At 64.6% G+C, this 14,002-nt stretch carries 12 protein-coding genes; 10 read left to right on the plus strand and 2 right to left on the minus strand.

All coding sequences use genetic code 11. The annotated features are described in order from the left end of the window. The first annotated feature begins 56 nt into the window (after positions 1-56). The 7 genes from C4K27_RS01235 to C4K27_RS01265 all read left to right on the plus strand — a co-directional run bounded on the left by C4K27_RS01235 (position 57) and on the right by C4K27_RS01265 (position 6,295). Positions 57-638, plus strand: a complete 582-nt coding sequence (locus C4K27_RS01235; protein ID WP_009041660.1) for an alpha/beta hydrolase — start codon at positions 57-59, stop codon at positions 636-638. 56 nt (positions 639-694) lie between these two features. Further along, positions 695-1,627 carry a sigma 54-interacting transcriptional regulator gene (locus C4K27_RS01240; RefSeq protein ID WP_009041661.1) on the plus strand — a complete coding sequence of 311 codons (933 nt, stop codon included), beginning with the start codon at positions 695-697 and terminating at the stop codon, positions 1,625-1,627. A 364-nt stretch (positions 1,628-1,991) separates the two neighbouring features. After that, a complete protein-coding gene (locus C4K27_RS01245; protein WP_053259237.1) occupies positions 1,992-2,774 on the plus strand; it encodes a MetQ/NlpA family ABC transporter substrate-binding protein in 783 nt (260 codons plus the stop codon). A gap of 558 nt (positions 2,775-3,332) precedes the next feature. Then, entirely contained in the window at positions 3,333-3,998 is a 666-nt protein-coding gene (locus tag C4K27_RS01250) for an amino acid ABC transporter permease (protein ID WP_007925334.1), read from the plus strand. Then, on the plus strand, positions 3,979-4,638 hold the full coding sequence (locus C4K27_RS01255; RefSeq protein ID WP_053259238.1) for an amino acid ABC transporter permease: 660 nt from the start codon (positions 3,979-3,981) through the stop codon (positions 4,636-4,638). The genes C4K27_RS01250 and C4K27_RS01255 overlap by 20 nt, the downstream gene beginning before the upstream one ends. Next, positions 4,635-5,417, plus strand: coding sequence for an amino acid ABC transporter ATP-binding protein (locus tag C4K27_RS01260; protein ID WP_053259239.1), 783 nt, complete (start codon positions 4,635-4,637; stop codon positions 5,415-5,417). The genes C4K27_RS01255 and C4K27_RS01260 overlap by 4 nt, the downstream gene beginning before the upstream one ends. Beyond that, positions 5,414-6,295, plus strand: a complete 882-nt coding sequence (locus tag C4K27_RS01265; RefSeq protein ID WP_053259240.1) for a transporter substrate-binding domain-containing protein — start codon at positions 5,414-5,416, stop codon at positions 6,293-6,295. Before C4K27_RS01260 ends, C4K27_RS01265 begins: the two co-directional genes overlap by 4 nt. A gap of 221 nt (positions 6,296-6,516) precedes the next feature. Here the strand turns inward: C4K27_RS01265 and C4K27_RS01270 are convergent, their stop codons facing one another. Continuing rightward, a complete protein-coding gene (locus C4K27_RS01270) occupies positions 6,517-7,713 on the minus strand; it encodes an AAA family ATPase (RefSeq protein WP_053259241.1) in 1,197 nt (398 codons plus the stop codon). A gap of 237 nt (positions 7,714-7,950) precedes the next feature. Between C4K27_RS01270 and C4K27_RS01275 the strand changes: the two genes are divergently transcribed. The 3 genes from C4K27_RS01275 to C4K27_RS01285 are packed head-to-tail and all read left to right on the plus strand — an operon-like array spanning position 7,951 to position 13,174. Beyond that, positions 7,951-9,045: an efflux RND transporter periplasmic adaptor subunit gene (locus C4K27_RS01275; protein ID WP_053259242.1), complete on the plus strand. Its 1,095-nt coding sequence runs from the start codon at positions 7,951-7,953 to the stop codon at positions 9,043-9,045. Then, the gene (locus C4K27_RS01280) at positions 9,042-10,112 is read left to right on the plus strand and encodes an efflux RND transporter periplasmic adaptor subunit (RefSeq protein WP_053259243.1); all 1,071 of its coding nucleotides are present in this window, start codon (positions 9,042-9,044) and stop codon (positions 10,110-10,112) included. The genes C4K27_RS01275 and C4K27_RS01280 overlap by 4 nt, the downstream gene beginning before the upstream one ends. Then, the gene (locus tag C4K27_RS01285; RefSeq protein WP_053259244.1) at positions 10,109-13,174 is read left to right on the plus strand and encodes an efflux RND transporter permease subunit; all 3,066 of its coding nucleotides are present in this window, start codon (positions 10,109-10,111) and stop codon (positions 13,172-13,174) included. Before C4K27_RS01280 ends, C4K27_RS01285 begins: the two co-directional genes overlap by 4 nt. A 103-nt stretch (positions 13,175-13,277) precedes the next feature. On the opposite strand, the gene C4K27_RS01290 is transcribed toward C4K27_RS01285, so the two are convergent. Further along, complete coding sequence (locus C4K27_RS01290; RefSeq protein ID WP_053259245.1) at positions 13,278-13,904, minus strand: class I SAM-dependent methyltransferase; 627 nt, start codon at positions 13,902-13,904, stop codon at positions 13,278-13,280. Positions 13,905-14,002 lie beyond the last annotated feature (98 nt).

Here is a 14,002-nt window from a genome sequence, read left to right on the forward strand (position 1 = left end):
GAATATAACTCTCGTCCCTATACTCGATCGGGAACAGACACGCAGGAGAGCTCCCCATGCGCAACGAATCAATTCGCTACCTGATTGTGCCGGGCTGGCAAGGATCGCCAGAAGATCATTGGCAAAGCCACTGGCAGAACAGCCTGCCGAACAGTGCACGGGTGGAGCAGGCCGACTGGCTGACGCCGCGGCGCGAAGACTGGGTCGCGGCGCTGGCCGAGGCGATTGCCGCCGACAGCACCCCGGTGATCCTGATCGCCCACAGCCTGGGCTGCATCACTGTCGCGCACTGGGCCGCCCATGCGCCGGCCAGCGCCTTGCGCCAGGTGCGCGGTGCGTTGCTGGTGGCGCCGGCGGATGTCGAGCGTCCGGCCTGCGCGCCGGCGCTGCGCAATTTCGCGCCCATCCCCAGCGACCTGTTGCCGTTCCCGAGCCAGATAGTCAGCTCCGACAACGACAGCGCCATCAGTGCGCCGCGTGCCTTGGAGCTGGCTCGCAACTGGGGCGCCGAGGCGGGGATCCTGTCCGGTGCCGGGCATATCAACGTCAAGTCCGGGCACCAGCGCTGGGAGCAGGGTTTCGCGTATCTCTATCGCCTGCAAAACCGCATGGAACAGCATTCCCTGCGTCGCGCCTGATTTTTTCTTTTTGTTAAACGCCCCCGCCTGCCAGCGGATTTGGGCGGGAGTCTGCCATGAGTCTGCATGAGTCTTTCGGCCAGCCGTTGCTGACCTTTCCCGATGCTGAAAAAAGCCCGCTGAGCATCCGCGCCAAGGCGCTGGTGTTCGTCGATCCCCGTTCGCGGCAGTTGCGCCAGGAGCTGGAACAGCTGGCACCGCGGGCGATCTCGGTGTTGATCCGCGGTGAAACCGGCAGCGGCAAGGAGCTGCTGGCCCGGCACATCCACCGCGCCAGCGACCGCAGCGGCCTGTTCGTGTCGGTCAACTGCGGGGCCATCAGCCCTACCTACGCCGACGCCGAACTGTTCGGCTACGCCGCCGGCACCTTCAGCGGTTCGGCCAGCAGCCGCGCCGGCTGGTTCGGCTCGGCCAACGGCGGCACCCTGTACCTGGACGAGATCGGCGACTTGCCGTTGCCGATCCAGATCAAGCTGTTGTCAGCCCTGGAAAACCATGAGGTGACCCGGGTCGGCGCCCATCAGCCGAGCCCGGTGGACGTGCGCCTGGTGGCGGCCACCAGCATCGACCTGGCCCAGGCGGTGGCGGCGGGCAAGTTCCATGAGCGGCTGTATCACTACCTCGGCGAGGGCCACCTGGAACTGCCGGCGCTGCGCGAGAGGGTCGGCGACATCCTGTCGTTGGCCGAATACTTCCTCGGTATCTACAGCCAGCGCCTCGACCTGCCGGTGCCGCTGATCAGCGAAGCCGCCCAGCAGGTGCTGGAGCAGCACAGCTGGCCGGGCAACACCCGCGAGCTGGAGAACGTGATTCACTTTGCCCTGCTGGTCAGCAGTGGCGAGGAGATCCTGCCGGAGCACCTGAACCTGCCGCCGCAGCTGTCGCGGCTGGAGCTGGTGGATCAACAGTTGAAGGGCCTGATCGCGGACGGTTCCGCCGCCGAGTTGCAGGCGCTGAAACACCTGCTCAAGCAACATGGTGTGATCTGAAGTCCCCCTCCCATTCCTGATTCGTGCAGCGGGCTGCTTTCTGTAGCCGCTGCCGCAGGCTGCGATCGGCTGCGCAGCGGCCGCCCATACGACTGCGCAATCCCTTTGAAGGCAGCCTGAAAACCTGGCGAGCGCTGCGCGCTCGATCGCAGCCTGCGGCAGCGGCTACAGGAGCTTGCGGAGCGCCCCGGACGCGGGCTAGAGCGGTCCGATTGTGTATGAACAAAATGGAATATCAACGTGAATAAAAGATATTGTTAAGGCATAAAAAATCCCGGTATTGTCCGCTCCACGCCAGAGATAGCACTTCGCTGGCACCTTCATTACAAAAGCCGTCGTCACTGACGACTCATAAGGACACTGCATGAAAAAGGTTCTGTTGTTCACCGCACTGGCGGCTGCCCTGACTGCCGGTCTGGCCCAGGCTGGCGAGAAACTGGTAGTGGCGGCCACCCCTGTGCCGCACGCCGAGATCCTCGAGCTGATCAAGCCGACCCTGGCCAAGGAAGGCGTGGACCTGGAAATCAAGGTTTTCACCGATTACGTGCAGCCGAACGTGCAGGTCGATCAGAAGCGTCTGGACGCCAACTACTTCCAGACCCTGCCGTACCTGAAGAGCTTCAACGAAGGCAAGGGCACTAACCTGGTGACCGTGGTTGGCGTGCACGTCGAACCTTTCGGCGGCTACTCGAAGAAAGTCAAAACCCTGGCCGAGCTGAAAGATGGCGCGACCATCGCCATTCCGAACGAAGGCAGCAACAGCGGCCGGGCCCTGATCCTGCTGCAGAAGGCCGGCCTGATCGAACTCAAGGACCCGAAAAACGCCCTGGCGACCCCGAAAGACATCGCCAAGAACCCGCACAACTTCAAGTTCAAGGAACTGGAGTCGGCCCTGCTGCCGCGCGTGCTGGACCAGGTCGACCTGGACATGATCAACACCAACTACGCCCTGGAAGCCGGCCTGAACCCGGCCAAGGACGCGCTGGTGATCGAGGGTGCCGATTCGCCTTACGTGAACTTCCTGGTGGCCCGCCCGGACAACAAGGACAGCGCCGCCATCCAGAAACTGGCCAAGGCCCTGACCAGCCCGCAAGTGAAAGAATTCATCGAGAAGAAATACAGCGGCGCGGTATTGCCTGCCTTCTGATGGGCTACGCTTAAGTCGTACAAACCCCTTCAAGGTTTAAACGCCGATGGCTTCTACAGCGTCGGCGTTTTTTATTGCCCGCAAGAACGGCTTCACCTTGCTTCTGTAGGAGTCAAGCGTGCTCGCGATCCAGGTGCCGCGGTGTATCGGCAAGGACGCCATCGCGGGCAATCAACGATGAAGGGATTTTGCTCAGGAAGGCTTCATGGCCCGGCGCAGCGCCTTCAGCCATTTGACGATGTCCTGCGGATCGAGAGGTTGCGGGGTATTGAGGTCGGTCATTGTTCTTATCGTCCATGTACGTGTCTGGCCCGTTGAAGTCGGGGGCCGCTTGTCCGTTCCTTGGAATCAGAAAGATCCCTTACGGCGTCAGAAAAGTAGCCGGCTCAGGCGCGCATGGCAAACCCCGCAGGTTAGTTTTTTGAGTGATATCAATATGCTTTAACGGTATTTAAATTATTGTTTTTATAGCTTTAAAGTCGATGCCTGCCGGGTGGTTACCCACCGCCCAATGGACTGCACCACCGCCGCTGTACCCCAGCGGCGTCCAGGATTGCCATGACCCTCGACTACGCTTTTATCCTCAGTACGCTGCCGGCCTTCCTCAAGGCCGTGGGCGTGACCTTGCAGGTCGGCCTGATCGCCATCGCCACCTCCCTGCTGGTGGCCCTGATCAACGCCACCATCCTGGTGTTCCGCACCCCCTACCTGCAGCGCCTGATCGGGCTGTACGTGGAGCTGGCGCGCAACACCCCGCTGCTGATCCAGCTGTTCTTCGTCTACTTCGCCCTGCCGGCATTGGGGCTGAAGATTTCCGGGTTCGCCGCGGCGATCATCACCATGACCTTTCTCGGCGGCGCCTACCTCACCGAGGTGCTGCGCGCCGGCGTCGAAGCGGTGCCGACTGCCCAGCTGGAGTCGGGTCGCTCCATCGGCCTGTCGCACTGGCAGCTGCTGCGCTACGTGATCCTGCCGCAGGCCGGGATCCTCAGCCTGCCGTCGCTGTTCGCCAATTTCATTTTCCTGCTCAAGGAAACCACCGTGGTCTCGGCGGTGGCGGTGCCGGAGATTCTCTACACCACCAAGAGCTACATCGCCCTCTACTACAAGACCTACGAAATGCTCGCCGTGCTCACGCTGATCTGCGTGCTGTTGTTCTTGCCGCTGTCGCTGTTGCTCAGCCGTCTGGAAAGGAGGCTGCAACATGGCCAGTTCGGGTCTTGAACTGCTCTGGGTGTCCTTGCCGCAACTGGGCAAGGGCGCCGCGCAGACGTTATCGATCTCCTTGCTGAGCATCGTCTTCAGCACCGTCGGCGGCGTGCTCTATGGCGTGCTGCGGACCCTCGACCGCAAATGGCTGAACGCCGTGTTGCGCATCTACCTGGAGCTGTTCCGGGCGATCCCGGTGCTGGTCTGGCTGTACCTGCTGTTCTTCGGTTTCCCGATCTTCTTCGGCATCAGCATCCCGAGCTTCACCTGCGCGGTGCTGGTGCTGTCGCTGTGGGGCGCCAGCGAAGTCGGCGAGGTGGTGCGCGGCGCCCTGCATTCGCTGCCCCGTGGCCAGCGCGAGGCGGGGCTGTCGATCGGCCTGTCCGACCCGCAGCTGTACGGCTACGTGCTGCTGCCCCAGGCGCTGAAACGCATGACGCCGCCGACCATCAACGTCTACACGCGGATCATCAAGACCAGCTCGCTGGCGGTGCTGATCGGCGTGGTGGACGTGATCAAGGTCGGCCAGCAGATCATCGAGCGCACCTACGAATCGGTGCTGATCTACGGCGCCCTGTTCCTGTTTTTCTTCTTTATCTGCTACCCGCTGTCGGCCGCCTCGCGCGTGCTGGAGCGGCGCTGGACGCAAGCATGAGCGCACTGATCGAGTTCCAGGGTTTCAACAAGTTTTTCGGCGAGCAGCAGGTGCTCAAGGACATCGACCTCAAGGTCGCCCAGGGCGAAGTGGTGGTGATTCTCGGCCCCAGCGGCTGCGGCAAGTCCACCTTGCTGCGCTGCCTCAACGGCCTGGAAAAAGCCCACGGCGGCCACCTGAGATTCGCCGGCCAAGAGCTGCTGGACCCGGCCACCGACTGGCGCCAGGTGCGCCAGGACATCGGCATGGTGTTCCAGAGCTACCACCTGTTCCCGCACATGAGCGTGCTCGACAACATCCTGCTCGGCCCGCTCAAGGTGCAGAAACGCGACCGCCGCGAAGCCCGCGCCCAGGCCGAGGCGCTGCTGGAACGGGTGGGCCTCCTGGACAAGCGCGATGCCTTCCCGCGCCAGCTCTCCGGCGGCCAGCAGCAACGCATCGCCATCGTTCGTTCGCTGTGCATGAACCCGCAGGTGATGCTGTTCGACGAGGTCACCGCGGCGCTGGACCCGGAGATGGTCAAGGAGGTGCTGCAAGTGATCCAGGGCCTGGCCCGGGACGGCATGACCCTGTTGATCGTCACCCACGAAATGGCCTTCGCCCGCGCGGTGGCCGACCGCATCGTGTTCATGGATGCCGGGCGCATCCTCGAACAGCACCCTCCCGAGATCTTCTTTACGAACCCGCGGACCGCACGAGCGCAGCAGTTCCTGGAGAAATTCTCCTTCGTTGAAACACTGCCAAAAAAGATCCCTGCAAAGGAACTGGAGCTCTTATGAAAACTGCCAAGTCTTCGCTACTGCTACTCCCGCTGTTCGGCCTCGCCCTGCTGGCCGGCTGCGATAAATCCGCCGAAGCGCCCAAGCCCGCGGCCAGCGCCAGCGCTGCCCCGGTGGCCGGCTACCTGGACAAGATCAAGGCCCGCGACAAGCTGATCGTCGGTGTGTTCACCGACAAGCCGCCGTTCGGTTTCGTCGACGAGACCGGCCGCTACGTGGGCTTCGATACCGATATCGGGCGGCAATTCGCCAAGGACCTGCTGGGCGACGAGAACAAGGTGGAGTTCGTCGCGGTGGAGCCGGCCAGCCGCATTCCGTTCCTGCAGAGCGACAAGGTCGACCTGATCCTGGCCAACATGACCGTCACCCCGGAGCGCAAGGAAGCGGTGGAGTTCACCAACCCCAACCTCAAGGTCGCGGTGCAGGCCCTGGTGCCGGATGGCAGCGAAGTGAAGAGCCTGGATGACCTGGCGAGCCGCACCACCATCGTCACCACCGGCACCACCGCCGATATCTGGCTGACCAGGAACCACCCGGACTGGAAACTGCTGAAGTTCGAGAAGAACTCCGAGTCCCTGCAAGCCCTGGCCAACGGCCGCGGCGATGCCTATGCCCAGGACAACCTGATCCTGTTCAGCTGGTCCAAGCAGAACCCGGGTTACCGCGTACTGCCGCAGACCCTGGGGGAGCAGGCGCCAATCGCGCCGGCGGTGAAGAAGGGCAATATCGAACTGCGTGACTGGGTCAACGCCGAGCTGGCCAAGCTGGGCGAGGACAAGTACCTGCTCAAGCTCTACGACCAGTACGTGCGCAAGGAACTGAGCGACGACACCAAGCCTGAAAGCGTGATTGTCGAAGGCGGCAAGTGGCAGGGGTGACAGTCTGTGCCTGAGCCCCTGTAGCCGCTGCCGCAGGCTGCGATCGACCCGGGCCGCGTTCGGAGAACGGTCGCAGCGGTTTCAAGGTCGCCGAGGTCCTTCGGACCTATCGCAGCCTGCGGCAGCGGCTACAGGGATTGCATGCGACCAGGCCGGCAAGCATTGCACCCCGTAGGAGCAGGGGGGTGCTTAGCTCTTGCCCGCGATGCTTTTGGGGCCGCTCAATCCGGCCAATACCACGCCGGTTCATCGAGCATCCCCTGGCCGACGATTTCGGTCTGGCCGAAATTTTTCTCCAGCACGATGCAGTTGCACTCCGGGTGTTGCTGCAACGCTGCGATCAACCGGCTGGCATGGGACACCACCCACACCTGGCACTGCTGCGAGGCGCGAATGATCAGGCGCGCCAAGGCCGGCAGCAGGTCCGGGTGCAGGCTGGTTTCCGGTTCGTTGAGCACCATCAGCGTCGGTGGTCGTGGCGTCAGCAGGGCGGCGACCAGCAGCAGGTAGCGCAGGGTGCCGTCCGACAGCTCCGCCGCCGACAGCGGCCGCAGCAGACCGTCCTGATAGAACTGCACGCCGAACAGCCCGCCGGGCACGGCATCGATCTCCAGCCGCGAACCCGGGAAAGCGTCGCTGATGGTCTCGCGCAGCGCCTGCTGATCGCCCACTTCGATGATGGTCTGCAACGCCGCCGCCAAGTCGCGGCCGTCGTGGTGCAGCACCGGCGTGCGCGTGCCCAGCTGTGGCCGGCGCGCGGGGGCCTGGCTGTCGGTACGGAAGTGATCGTAAAAACGCCAGCCGCGAATCTGCTCGCGCAAATGCAAGACCTCGGGCGATGAACGCAGGTTGCCGACCTGGTCGAACAGGCTGTCGCCGCTGGAGGTGTGCTGCGCCAGGACTTCCCACTGCCGCCCCTGGCGTGCCCGCACCATCGGCCCCTGGCGATCCACCAGCACGCTGGCCGGGCGATACACCGGCCCGCTCCAGATACTCTCGCGCTTGATCCGCGGGTCGAGGGTGAAGCGCGAGGGAATCGGTGTGCTGTGCCCGGGCAGCATGAAATGGCCGCTGGAGTCCGGCAGCCCCAGGCCGATCGAGTAACCGAAGTCCTCGCCGGCAAAGCCCAGTTGCAGGCGCTTGACGGTTTTGCGTGGTCCGCCCTGGATCGCCACCTCGCCACGGCTCATGCGCCGGCTGATCTGTTCCGGCCCGGCCCAGAAGGTCGACTCCAGGCCGCCTTCGCTGGCCAGCGCGTTGACCACCCCGCCCTGGGCGGTTTCCGCCAGCAGGCGCAGGGCCTTGTACAGGTTGGACTTGCCGCTGCCGTTGGGGCCGGTGATCAGGTTCAGCCGCTGCAGCGGAATCACCAGTTTGTTGATCGAGCGGTAATTAGCCACTGCCAGGGTCTTGAGCATGCCGGGGCTCCTTGTGCATGGAGGCGCAGTGTGCCTGATTGGTGCCGATTGTGTAGCCGCCGCGACAGCTCCCCAGGGCTTCCTGCGTTCGCCAAAGCAGCGCCCGCGTTGCGCTCGATCGCAGCCTGCGGCAGCGGCTACAGGGTTTGTGATCCCCCCGCGTGCAGCAGTGGAACCCTGTTCTAAGCTCACAGTCGTATCGTCACCTGTACGATGGCGTCGCGCCAAGGAGCCTGCATGGCTGGTCTCGAATCGAAGTGGATAGTGGGTTTGATGCTGGCTGCTCTACTGAGCGGTTGTGGCGCGGAAAAGCCGAGCGAAAAGGAGCGGCCGCGGGTGCGCGTGCAGCCAGTGCAGACCCGCGATTTCGCCGCGCAGGTGACCCTTACCGGCGATGTGCAGGCGCGGGTGCAGACCGAGTTGTCGTTCCGCGTCGGCGGCAAGATCATCCAGCGCCTGGTCGACGTCGGCGACCGGGTCACGGCCAAGCAGGTCCTGGCCCGGCTCGACCCGAAAGACCTGCAGACCAATGTCGATTCCGCCGCCGCCTCGGTGTTCGCCGAACAGGCGCGGGTCAAGCAGACCAGCGCGGCCTTCGTCCGCCAGCAGAAACTCCTGCCCAAGGGCTACACCAGCCAGAGCGAATACGATGCCGCCCAGGCGGCGCTGCGCAGTAGCCAGAGCGCCCTGAGCGCGGCCCAGGCGCAATTGGCCAACGCCCGCGAGCAACTGAGCTACACCGCGTTGATCGCAGATGCTCCGGGGGTGATCACCGCGCGCCAGGCCGAAGTCGGCCAGGTGGTGCAGGCCACGGTGCCGATCTACAGCCTGGCCCGCGACGGCGAGCGCGACGCCGTGTTCAACGTCTACGAGTCGCTGCTGGTGGCTCCGCCGAAGGAAGGCACGATCACCGTCAGCCTGCTGGACAACCCGAACATCAAGACCACCGGCAAGGTGCGTGAAGTCACCCCGGTAGTGTCGGCGCAGAGCGGCACGGTGCAGGTCAAGGTGGCCCTCGACGGCCTGCCGGCGGGCATGGACCTGGGCTCGGTGGTCAGCGCCAGCGCCCACGCGGCCGGTCAGGCCAGTGTCGAACTGCCCTGGGCGGCGCTGACCAAGAACCTCAACGAGCCGGCCGTATGGCTGGTGGGCGAGGACGGCAAGACCACCCTGCACACCGTCACGGTGGGGCGTTACCAGACCGGCAAGGTGATCATCAGCGACGGCCTCAAGGGCGGCGAAAAAGTGGTGATCGCCGGCGGCCAGTTGCTGCATCCGGGGATGCTTGTCGAGGTCGTTTCCGAGACCGGCGCCCAAGGAGCCCAGCCATGAAGCGCCTGTCCCTGCTGTTGTGCGCCGGCCTGACGCTGGGCGCCTGCTCCAAGGAAGAACCGGCGCCCGAGCCGGTGCGCCCGGTGCTGTCGTTCGAGGTGCGCGCCGAGTCCGAGGAAAGCCTCGGGCGGTTCGCCGGGAGCATCCAGGCCCGCTATGAAACCAACCTCGGTTTCCGGGTGCCGGGGCGTATCGCCAATCGCAATGTCGACGTCGGCGCCGAGGTGGGCAAGGGCGCCTTGCTTGCCACCCTCGACCCCACCGACCAGCAGAACCAGTTGCGTTCGGCCCAGGGCGACCTGGCCCGGATCGAGGCGCAATGGATCAATGCCCAGGCCAACGCCCGGCGCCAGCAGCAATTGTTCGACCGTGGCGTCGGCGCCCAGGCGCAGCTGGATATCGCCCAGACCGACCTGAAGACCACCCGCGCTTCGTTGGACCAGGCCAGGGCCGCGGTCAGCCAGGCCCGCGACCAACTCGCCTACAGCGAGCTGCGCACCGATCACGGCGGCGTGGTCACCGCCTGGAATGCCGAGGCCGGCCAGGTGGTCAGCGCCGGCCAGCAGGTGGTGACCCTGGCCCGCCCGGACATCAAGGAAGCGGTGATCGACCTGCCGGCGACGCTGGTGGACCAGTTGCCGGCCGACGTGGTGTTCAAGGTCGCCTTGCAGCTGGACCCGAGCATCAACACCAGCGCCATCGTGCGTGAAATCGAACCCCAGGCGCAGAGCGCCACCCGTACCCGGCGCTCGCGCCTGACCCTGACCGAAACCCCCGAAGCATTCCGCCTCGGCACGGCCATCAGCGTGACCCTCAGCTCCGCCATCGTCCCGCGCACCGAGGTGCCGCTGTCGGCCCTGCAGGAAGTGGACGGCCAGACCCGGGTCTGGATCGTCGACCCGCAGACGCAGACCGTGGCGCCGCGCGAGGTCACGGTGCTCAGCCGCGACCATGATTCGGCATTGATCGGCAGCGGGATCAAAATCGGCGAGCGGGTGGTGAGCGCCGGTGTGAATAGCCTCAAACCGGGGCAGAAAGTCAAAATCGACGAGGACAGCCCACGATGACGCCGGCCACAAAAGGGAGCTTCAATTTATCCGAGTGGGCCATCAAGCATCAGTCCTTCATCTGGTACCTGATGTTCGTCGCCCTGCTGATGGGCGTGTTCTCCTACATGAACCTGGGGCGCGAGGAAGACCCGTCCTTCACCATCAAGACCATGGTCATCCAGACCCGCTGGCCGGGCGCGACCCAGGAGGAAACCCTCAAGCAGGTCACCGACCGCATCGAGAAAAAACTCGAAGAGCTGGACTCCCTCGACTACGTGAAAAGCTACACCCGCCCCGGCGAATCGACGGTGTTCGTCAACCTGCGTGACACCACCAGTGCCAAGGACATTCCAGAAATCTGGTACCAGGTGCGCAAGAAGATCAACGACATTCGCGGCGACTTCCCCCAGGGCCTGCAAGGGCCGGGGTTCAACGACGAATTCGGTGATGTGTTCGGTTCGGTCTACGCCTTTACCGCCGACGGCCTGAGCATGCGTCAGCTGCGCGACTACGTGGAGCAGGTGCGCGCCGAGATCCGCGAGGTGCCGAACCTGGGCAAGGTGGAGATGGTCGGCGAGCAGGACGAAGTCATCTACCTGAACTTCTCCACACGCAAGCTGGCGGCGCTGGGCATCGACCAGCGCCAGGTCCTGCAGAGCCTGCAATCGCAGAATGCGGTGACCCCGGCCGGGGTGATCGAGGCCGGGCCGGAGCGGATTTCCGTGCGCACCTCGGGGCAGTTCGCTTCCGAGAAAGACCTGGCCACGGTCAACCTGCGGCTCAACGAGCGCTTCTATCGCCTGGCAGATATCGCCGAGATCAGCCGCGGCTACGTCGACCCTTCGACGCCGCAGTTCCGCTTCAACGGCCAGCCGGCCATCGGCCTGGCGATCGCCATGAAGAAGGGCGGCAACATCCAGGACTTCGGCAAGGCCCTGCACCTCAAGATGGACCAGCTCACCGCCGAGCTGCCGGTGGGCGTAGGTGTACACACGGTGTCGGACCAGGCCGAGGTGGTGGAAAAAGCCGTCGGCGGCTTTACCAGCGCGCTGTTCGAGGCGGTGGTGATCGTGCTGGTGGTGAGTTTCGTCAGCCTGGGCGTGCGCGCCGGGCTGGTGGTGGCGTGCTCGATTCCGCTGGTGCTGGCGATGGTCTTCGTCTTCATGGAATACAGCGGCATCACCATGCAGCGGATTTCCCTCGGGGCGTTGATCATCGCTCTAGGCCTGTTGGTGGACGACGCGATGATCACCGTGGAGATGATGGTCACGCGCCTGGAGATGGGCGAGAGCAAGGAGCAGGCGGCGACCTTCGCCTACACCTCCACGGCCTTCCCGATGCTCACCGGGACCCTGGTGACGGTCGCCGGCTTCGTGCCCATCGGCCTCAACGCCAGTTCCGCCGGCGAGTACACCTTCACCCTGTTCGCGGTGATCGCCGTGGCCATGCTGGTGTCGTGGATAGTCGCCGTGCTGTTCGCCCCGGTGATCGGCGTGCATATTCTCAGCACCCATGTGAAGCCCCATTCCGAGGAGCCGGGCCGCATCGGCCGCGCCTTCAATGGCGGCCTGCTGTGGGCCATGCGCAACCGCTGGTGGGCCATCGGTATCACCGTCCTGGCGTTCGTGCTGTCGGTGGTCGGCATGCGCTTCGTGCAGAACCAGTTCTTCCCGTCCTCGGACCGGCCGGAGATTCTCGTCGACCTCAACCTGCCGCAGAACGCCTCGATCGCCGAGACCCGCATGGCGGTGGATCGCCTGGAGGCGACCCTCAAGGACGACCCGGACATCGTGCGCTGGAGCACTTACATCGGCGAAGGCGCGATCCGTTTCTACCTGCCGCTGGACCAGCAACTGCAAAACCCCTACTACGCGCAGCTGGTGATCGTCAGCAAGGGCCTGGAGTCGCGCACGGCGCTGACCGAACGCCTGAAAAAACGCCTGCGCGACGACTTCGTCGGCATCGGCAGCTACGTCCAGGCCCTGGAAATGGGCCCGCCGGTGGGGCGGCCGATCCAGTACCGGGTCAGCGGCAAGGACATCGACCAGGTGCGCAAGCACGCCATCGAGCTGGCCACCGAACTGGACAAGAACGCGCACATCGGCGAGATCATCTACGACTGGAACGAGCCGGGCAAAGTGCTGCGCATCGACATCGCCCAGGACAAGGCCCGTCAGTTGGGGCTGTCTTCGGAGGACGTGGCGCAGTTGATGAACAGCATCGTCAGCGGCTCCACCGTGACCCAGGTGCATGACGACATCTACCTGATCAACGTGGTCGGCCGGGCCGCCGACAGCGAGCGCGGTTCCCCGGAAACCCTGCAGAACCTGCAGATCGTCAACCCCAACGGCACCTCGATTCCGCTGCTGGCCTTCGCCACCGTGCGTTACGAACTGGAGCAGCCGCTGGTCTGGCGCCGTGACCGCAAGCCGACCATCACCATCAAGGCATCGGTGCGTGACGAAATCCAGCCGACCGACCTGGTCAGGTTGCTCAAGCCGGATATCGACAAATTCGCCGCCGGCCTGCCGGTGGGGTATTCGGTGGCCACCGGCGGCACGGTGGAGGAGAGCGGCAAGGCCCAGGGGCCGATCGCCAAGGTGGTGCCGTTGATGCTGTTCCTCATGGCGACCTTCCTGATGATCCAGCTGCACAGCGTGCAGAAGCTGTTCCTGGTGGCCAGCGTCGCGCCCCTGGGGCTGATCGGCGTGGTCCTGGCGCTGGTGCCGTCGGGCACGCCCATGGGCTTTGTGGCGATCCTCGGGATTCTCGCGCTGATCGGCATCATCATCCGCAACTCGGTGATCCTGGTGACCCAGATCGACGAATTCGAGCGCGCCGGTCATTCATCCTGGGACGCGGTGGTGCAAGCCACCGAGCACCGGCGCCGGCCGATCCTGCTGACTGCCGCGGCGGCCAGCCTGGGCATGATCCCCATCGCCCGGGAGGTGTTCTGGGGGCCGATGGCCTACGCCATGATCGGCGGCATCATCGTCGCCACCCTGCTGACGCTGCTGTTCCTGCCGGCGCTGTATGTGGCCTGGTACAAGATCAAGGAGCCGAAGAAAACCACGGCTTGAGATTGTGCTCGTTCGAGAGGACGCCATCGCGGGCAAGCCTCGCTCCTACGTAGGAGCGAGGCTTGCCCGCGAACCAGGCGCTACGGCCTATCTGGCAAACCGCTCAAACCTTGCGCCACACACTCGCCAGCCACGGCTGCTGCTCCCGCGGCAGGCCGGCGGGCCGGTAGTAATGCTCCAGCTCGACAAACCCCGCCGCGGTGAGCAATTGCTGCCAGGCCGCCAGGTCGTGGTAGGCGCCATAACGCGCGCCGTTCCAGCCTTCGCGGTTGTCGCCGCGCGGGTTGGAGCTGAACAGCACGCCGCCGGGTTTCAGCGTGGCGTGCAGTTGGCGCAGCACCCGCGGCAACTCCTGCGAGGGGATATGAAACAGCACGGCGTTGGCGAAGATGCCGTCGAAGCGCTCGGCGGGCAGGTCGAGCTTGAGGAAATCCTGCTGCCAGACCTCGCAGCCGCTGTCGTCACGGGCCATCTGGGCAAAACGCTCGGAGCCATCGAGGCCGACCGCGATATGACCCAGGCGGGTAAAGGCCTGCAAATCGCGCCCGGGGCCGCAGCCGAAGTCCAGCAGGGTGAAGGGCGCCGTGCCCTGGATATGTCGAAGCAGCGCGTCGATGTTCTGGCTGACATCGTGGTCGCGGGTGCCTTCGCGGAAATCTTCGGCCACCTGGTTGTAGTGACCCAGGGTGGTGGAGGTGATCTGGTCGAGGTCGTCGGGAGCGAGTTTCATGGCGGGCTGCGTTGGCTGGAGTGATGTGCCGAATATACTCCATGCCCGTCCCCCCGGCCCTCTGTAGCCGCTGCCGAAGGCTGCGATAAGGCCCGAAG

This window comes from Pseudomonas chlororaphis subsp. chlororaphis (assembly GCF_003945765.1).
Lineage (GTDB): Bacteria > Pseudomonadota > Gammaproteobacteria > Pseudomonadales > Pseudomonadaceae > Aquipseudomonas > Aquipseudomonas chlororaphis.

Coding starts and splice junctions, on each gene's coding strand:
- C4K27_RS01260 (WP_053259239.1), top strand. CDS start 4,635: ATGAGCGCACTGATCGAGTTCCAGGGTTTCAACAAGTTTTTCGGCGAG.
- C4K27_RS01290 (WP_053259245.1), bottom strand. CDS start 13,904: ATGAAACTCGCTCCCGACGACCTCGACCAGATCACCTCCACCACCCTG.
- C4K27_RS01255 (WP_053259238.1), top strand. CDS start 3,979: ATGGCCAGTTCGGGTCTTGAACTGCTCTGGGTGTCCTTGCCGCAACTG.
- C4K27_RS01240 (WP_009041661.1), top strand. CDS start 695: ATGAGTCTGCATGAGTCTTTCGGCCAGCCGTTGCTGACCTTTCCCGAT.
- C4K27_RS01265 (WP_053259240.1), top strand. CDS start 5,414: ATGAAAACTGCCAAGTCTTCGCTACTGCTACTCCCGCTGTTCGGCCTC.
- C4K27_RS01250 (WP_007925334.1), top strand. CDS start 3,333: ATGACCCTCGACTACGCTTTTATCCTCAGTACGCTGCCGGCCTTCCTC.
- C4K27_RS01270 (WP_053259241.1), bottom strand. CDS start 7,713: ATGCTCAAGACCCTGGCAGTGGCTAATTACCGCTCGATCAACAAACTG.
- C4K27_RS01235 (WP_009041660.1), top strand. CDS start 57: ATGCGCAACGAATCAATTCGCTACCTGATTGTGCCGGGCTGGCAAGGA.
- C4K27_RS01245 (WP_053259237.1), top strand. CDS start 1,992: ATGAAAAAGGTTCTGTTGTTCACCGCACTGGCGGCTGCCCTGACTGCC.
- C4K27_RS01275 (WP_053259242.1), top strand. CDS start 7,951: ATGGCTGGTCTCGAATCGAAGTGGATAGTGGGTTTGATGCTGGCTGCT.
- C4K27_RS01285 (WP_053259244.1), top strand. CDS start 10,109: ATGACGCCGGCCACAAAAGGGAGCTTCAATTTATCCGAGTGGGCCATC.
- C4K27_RS01280 (WP_053259243.1), top strand. CDS start 9,042: ATGAAGCGCCTGTCCCTGCTGTTGTGCGCCGGCCTGACGCTGGGCGCC.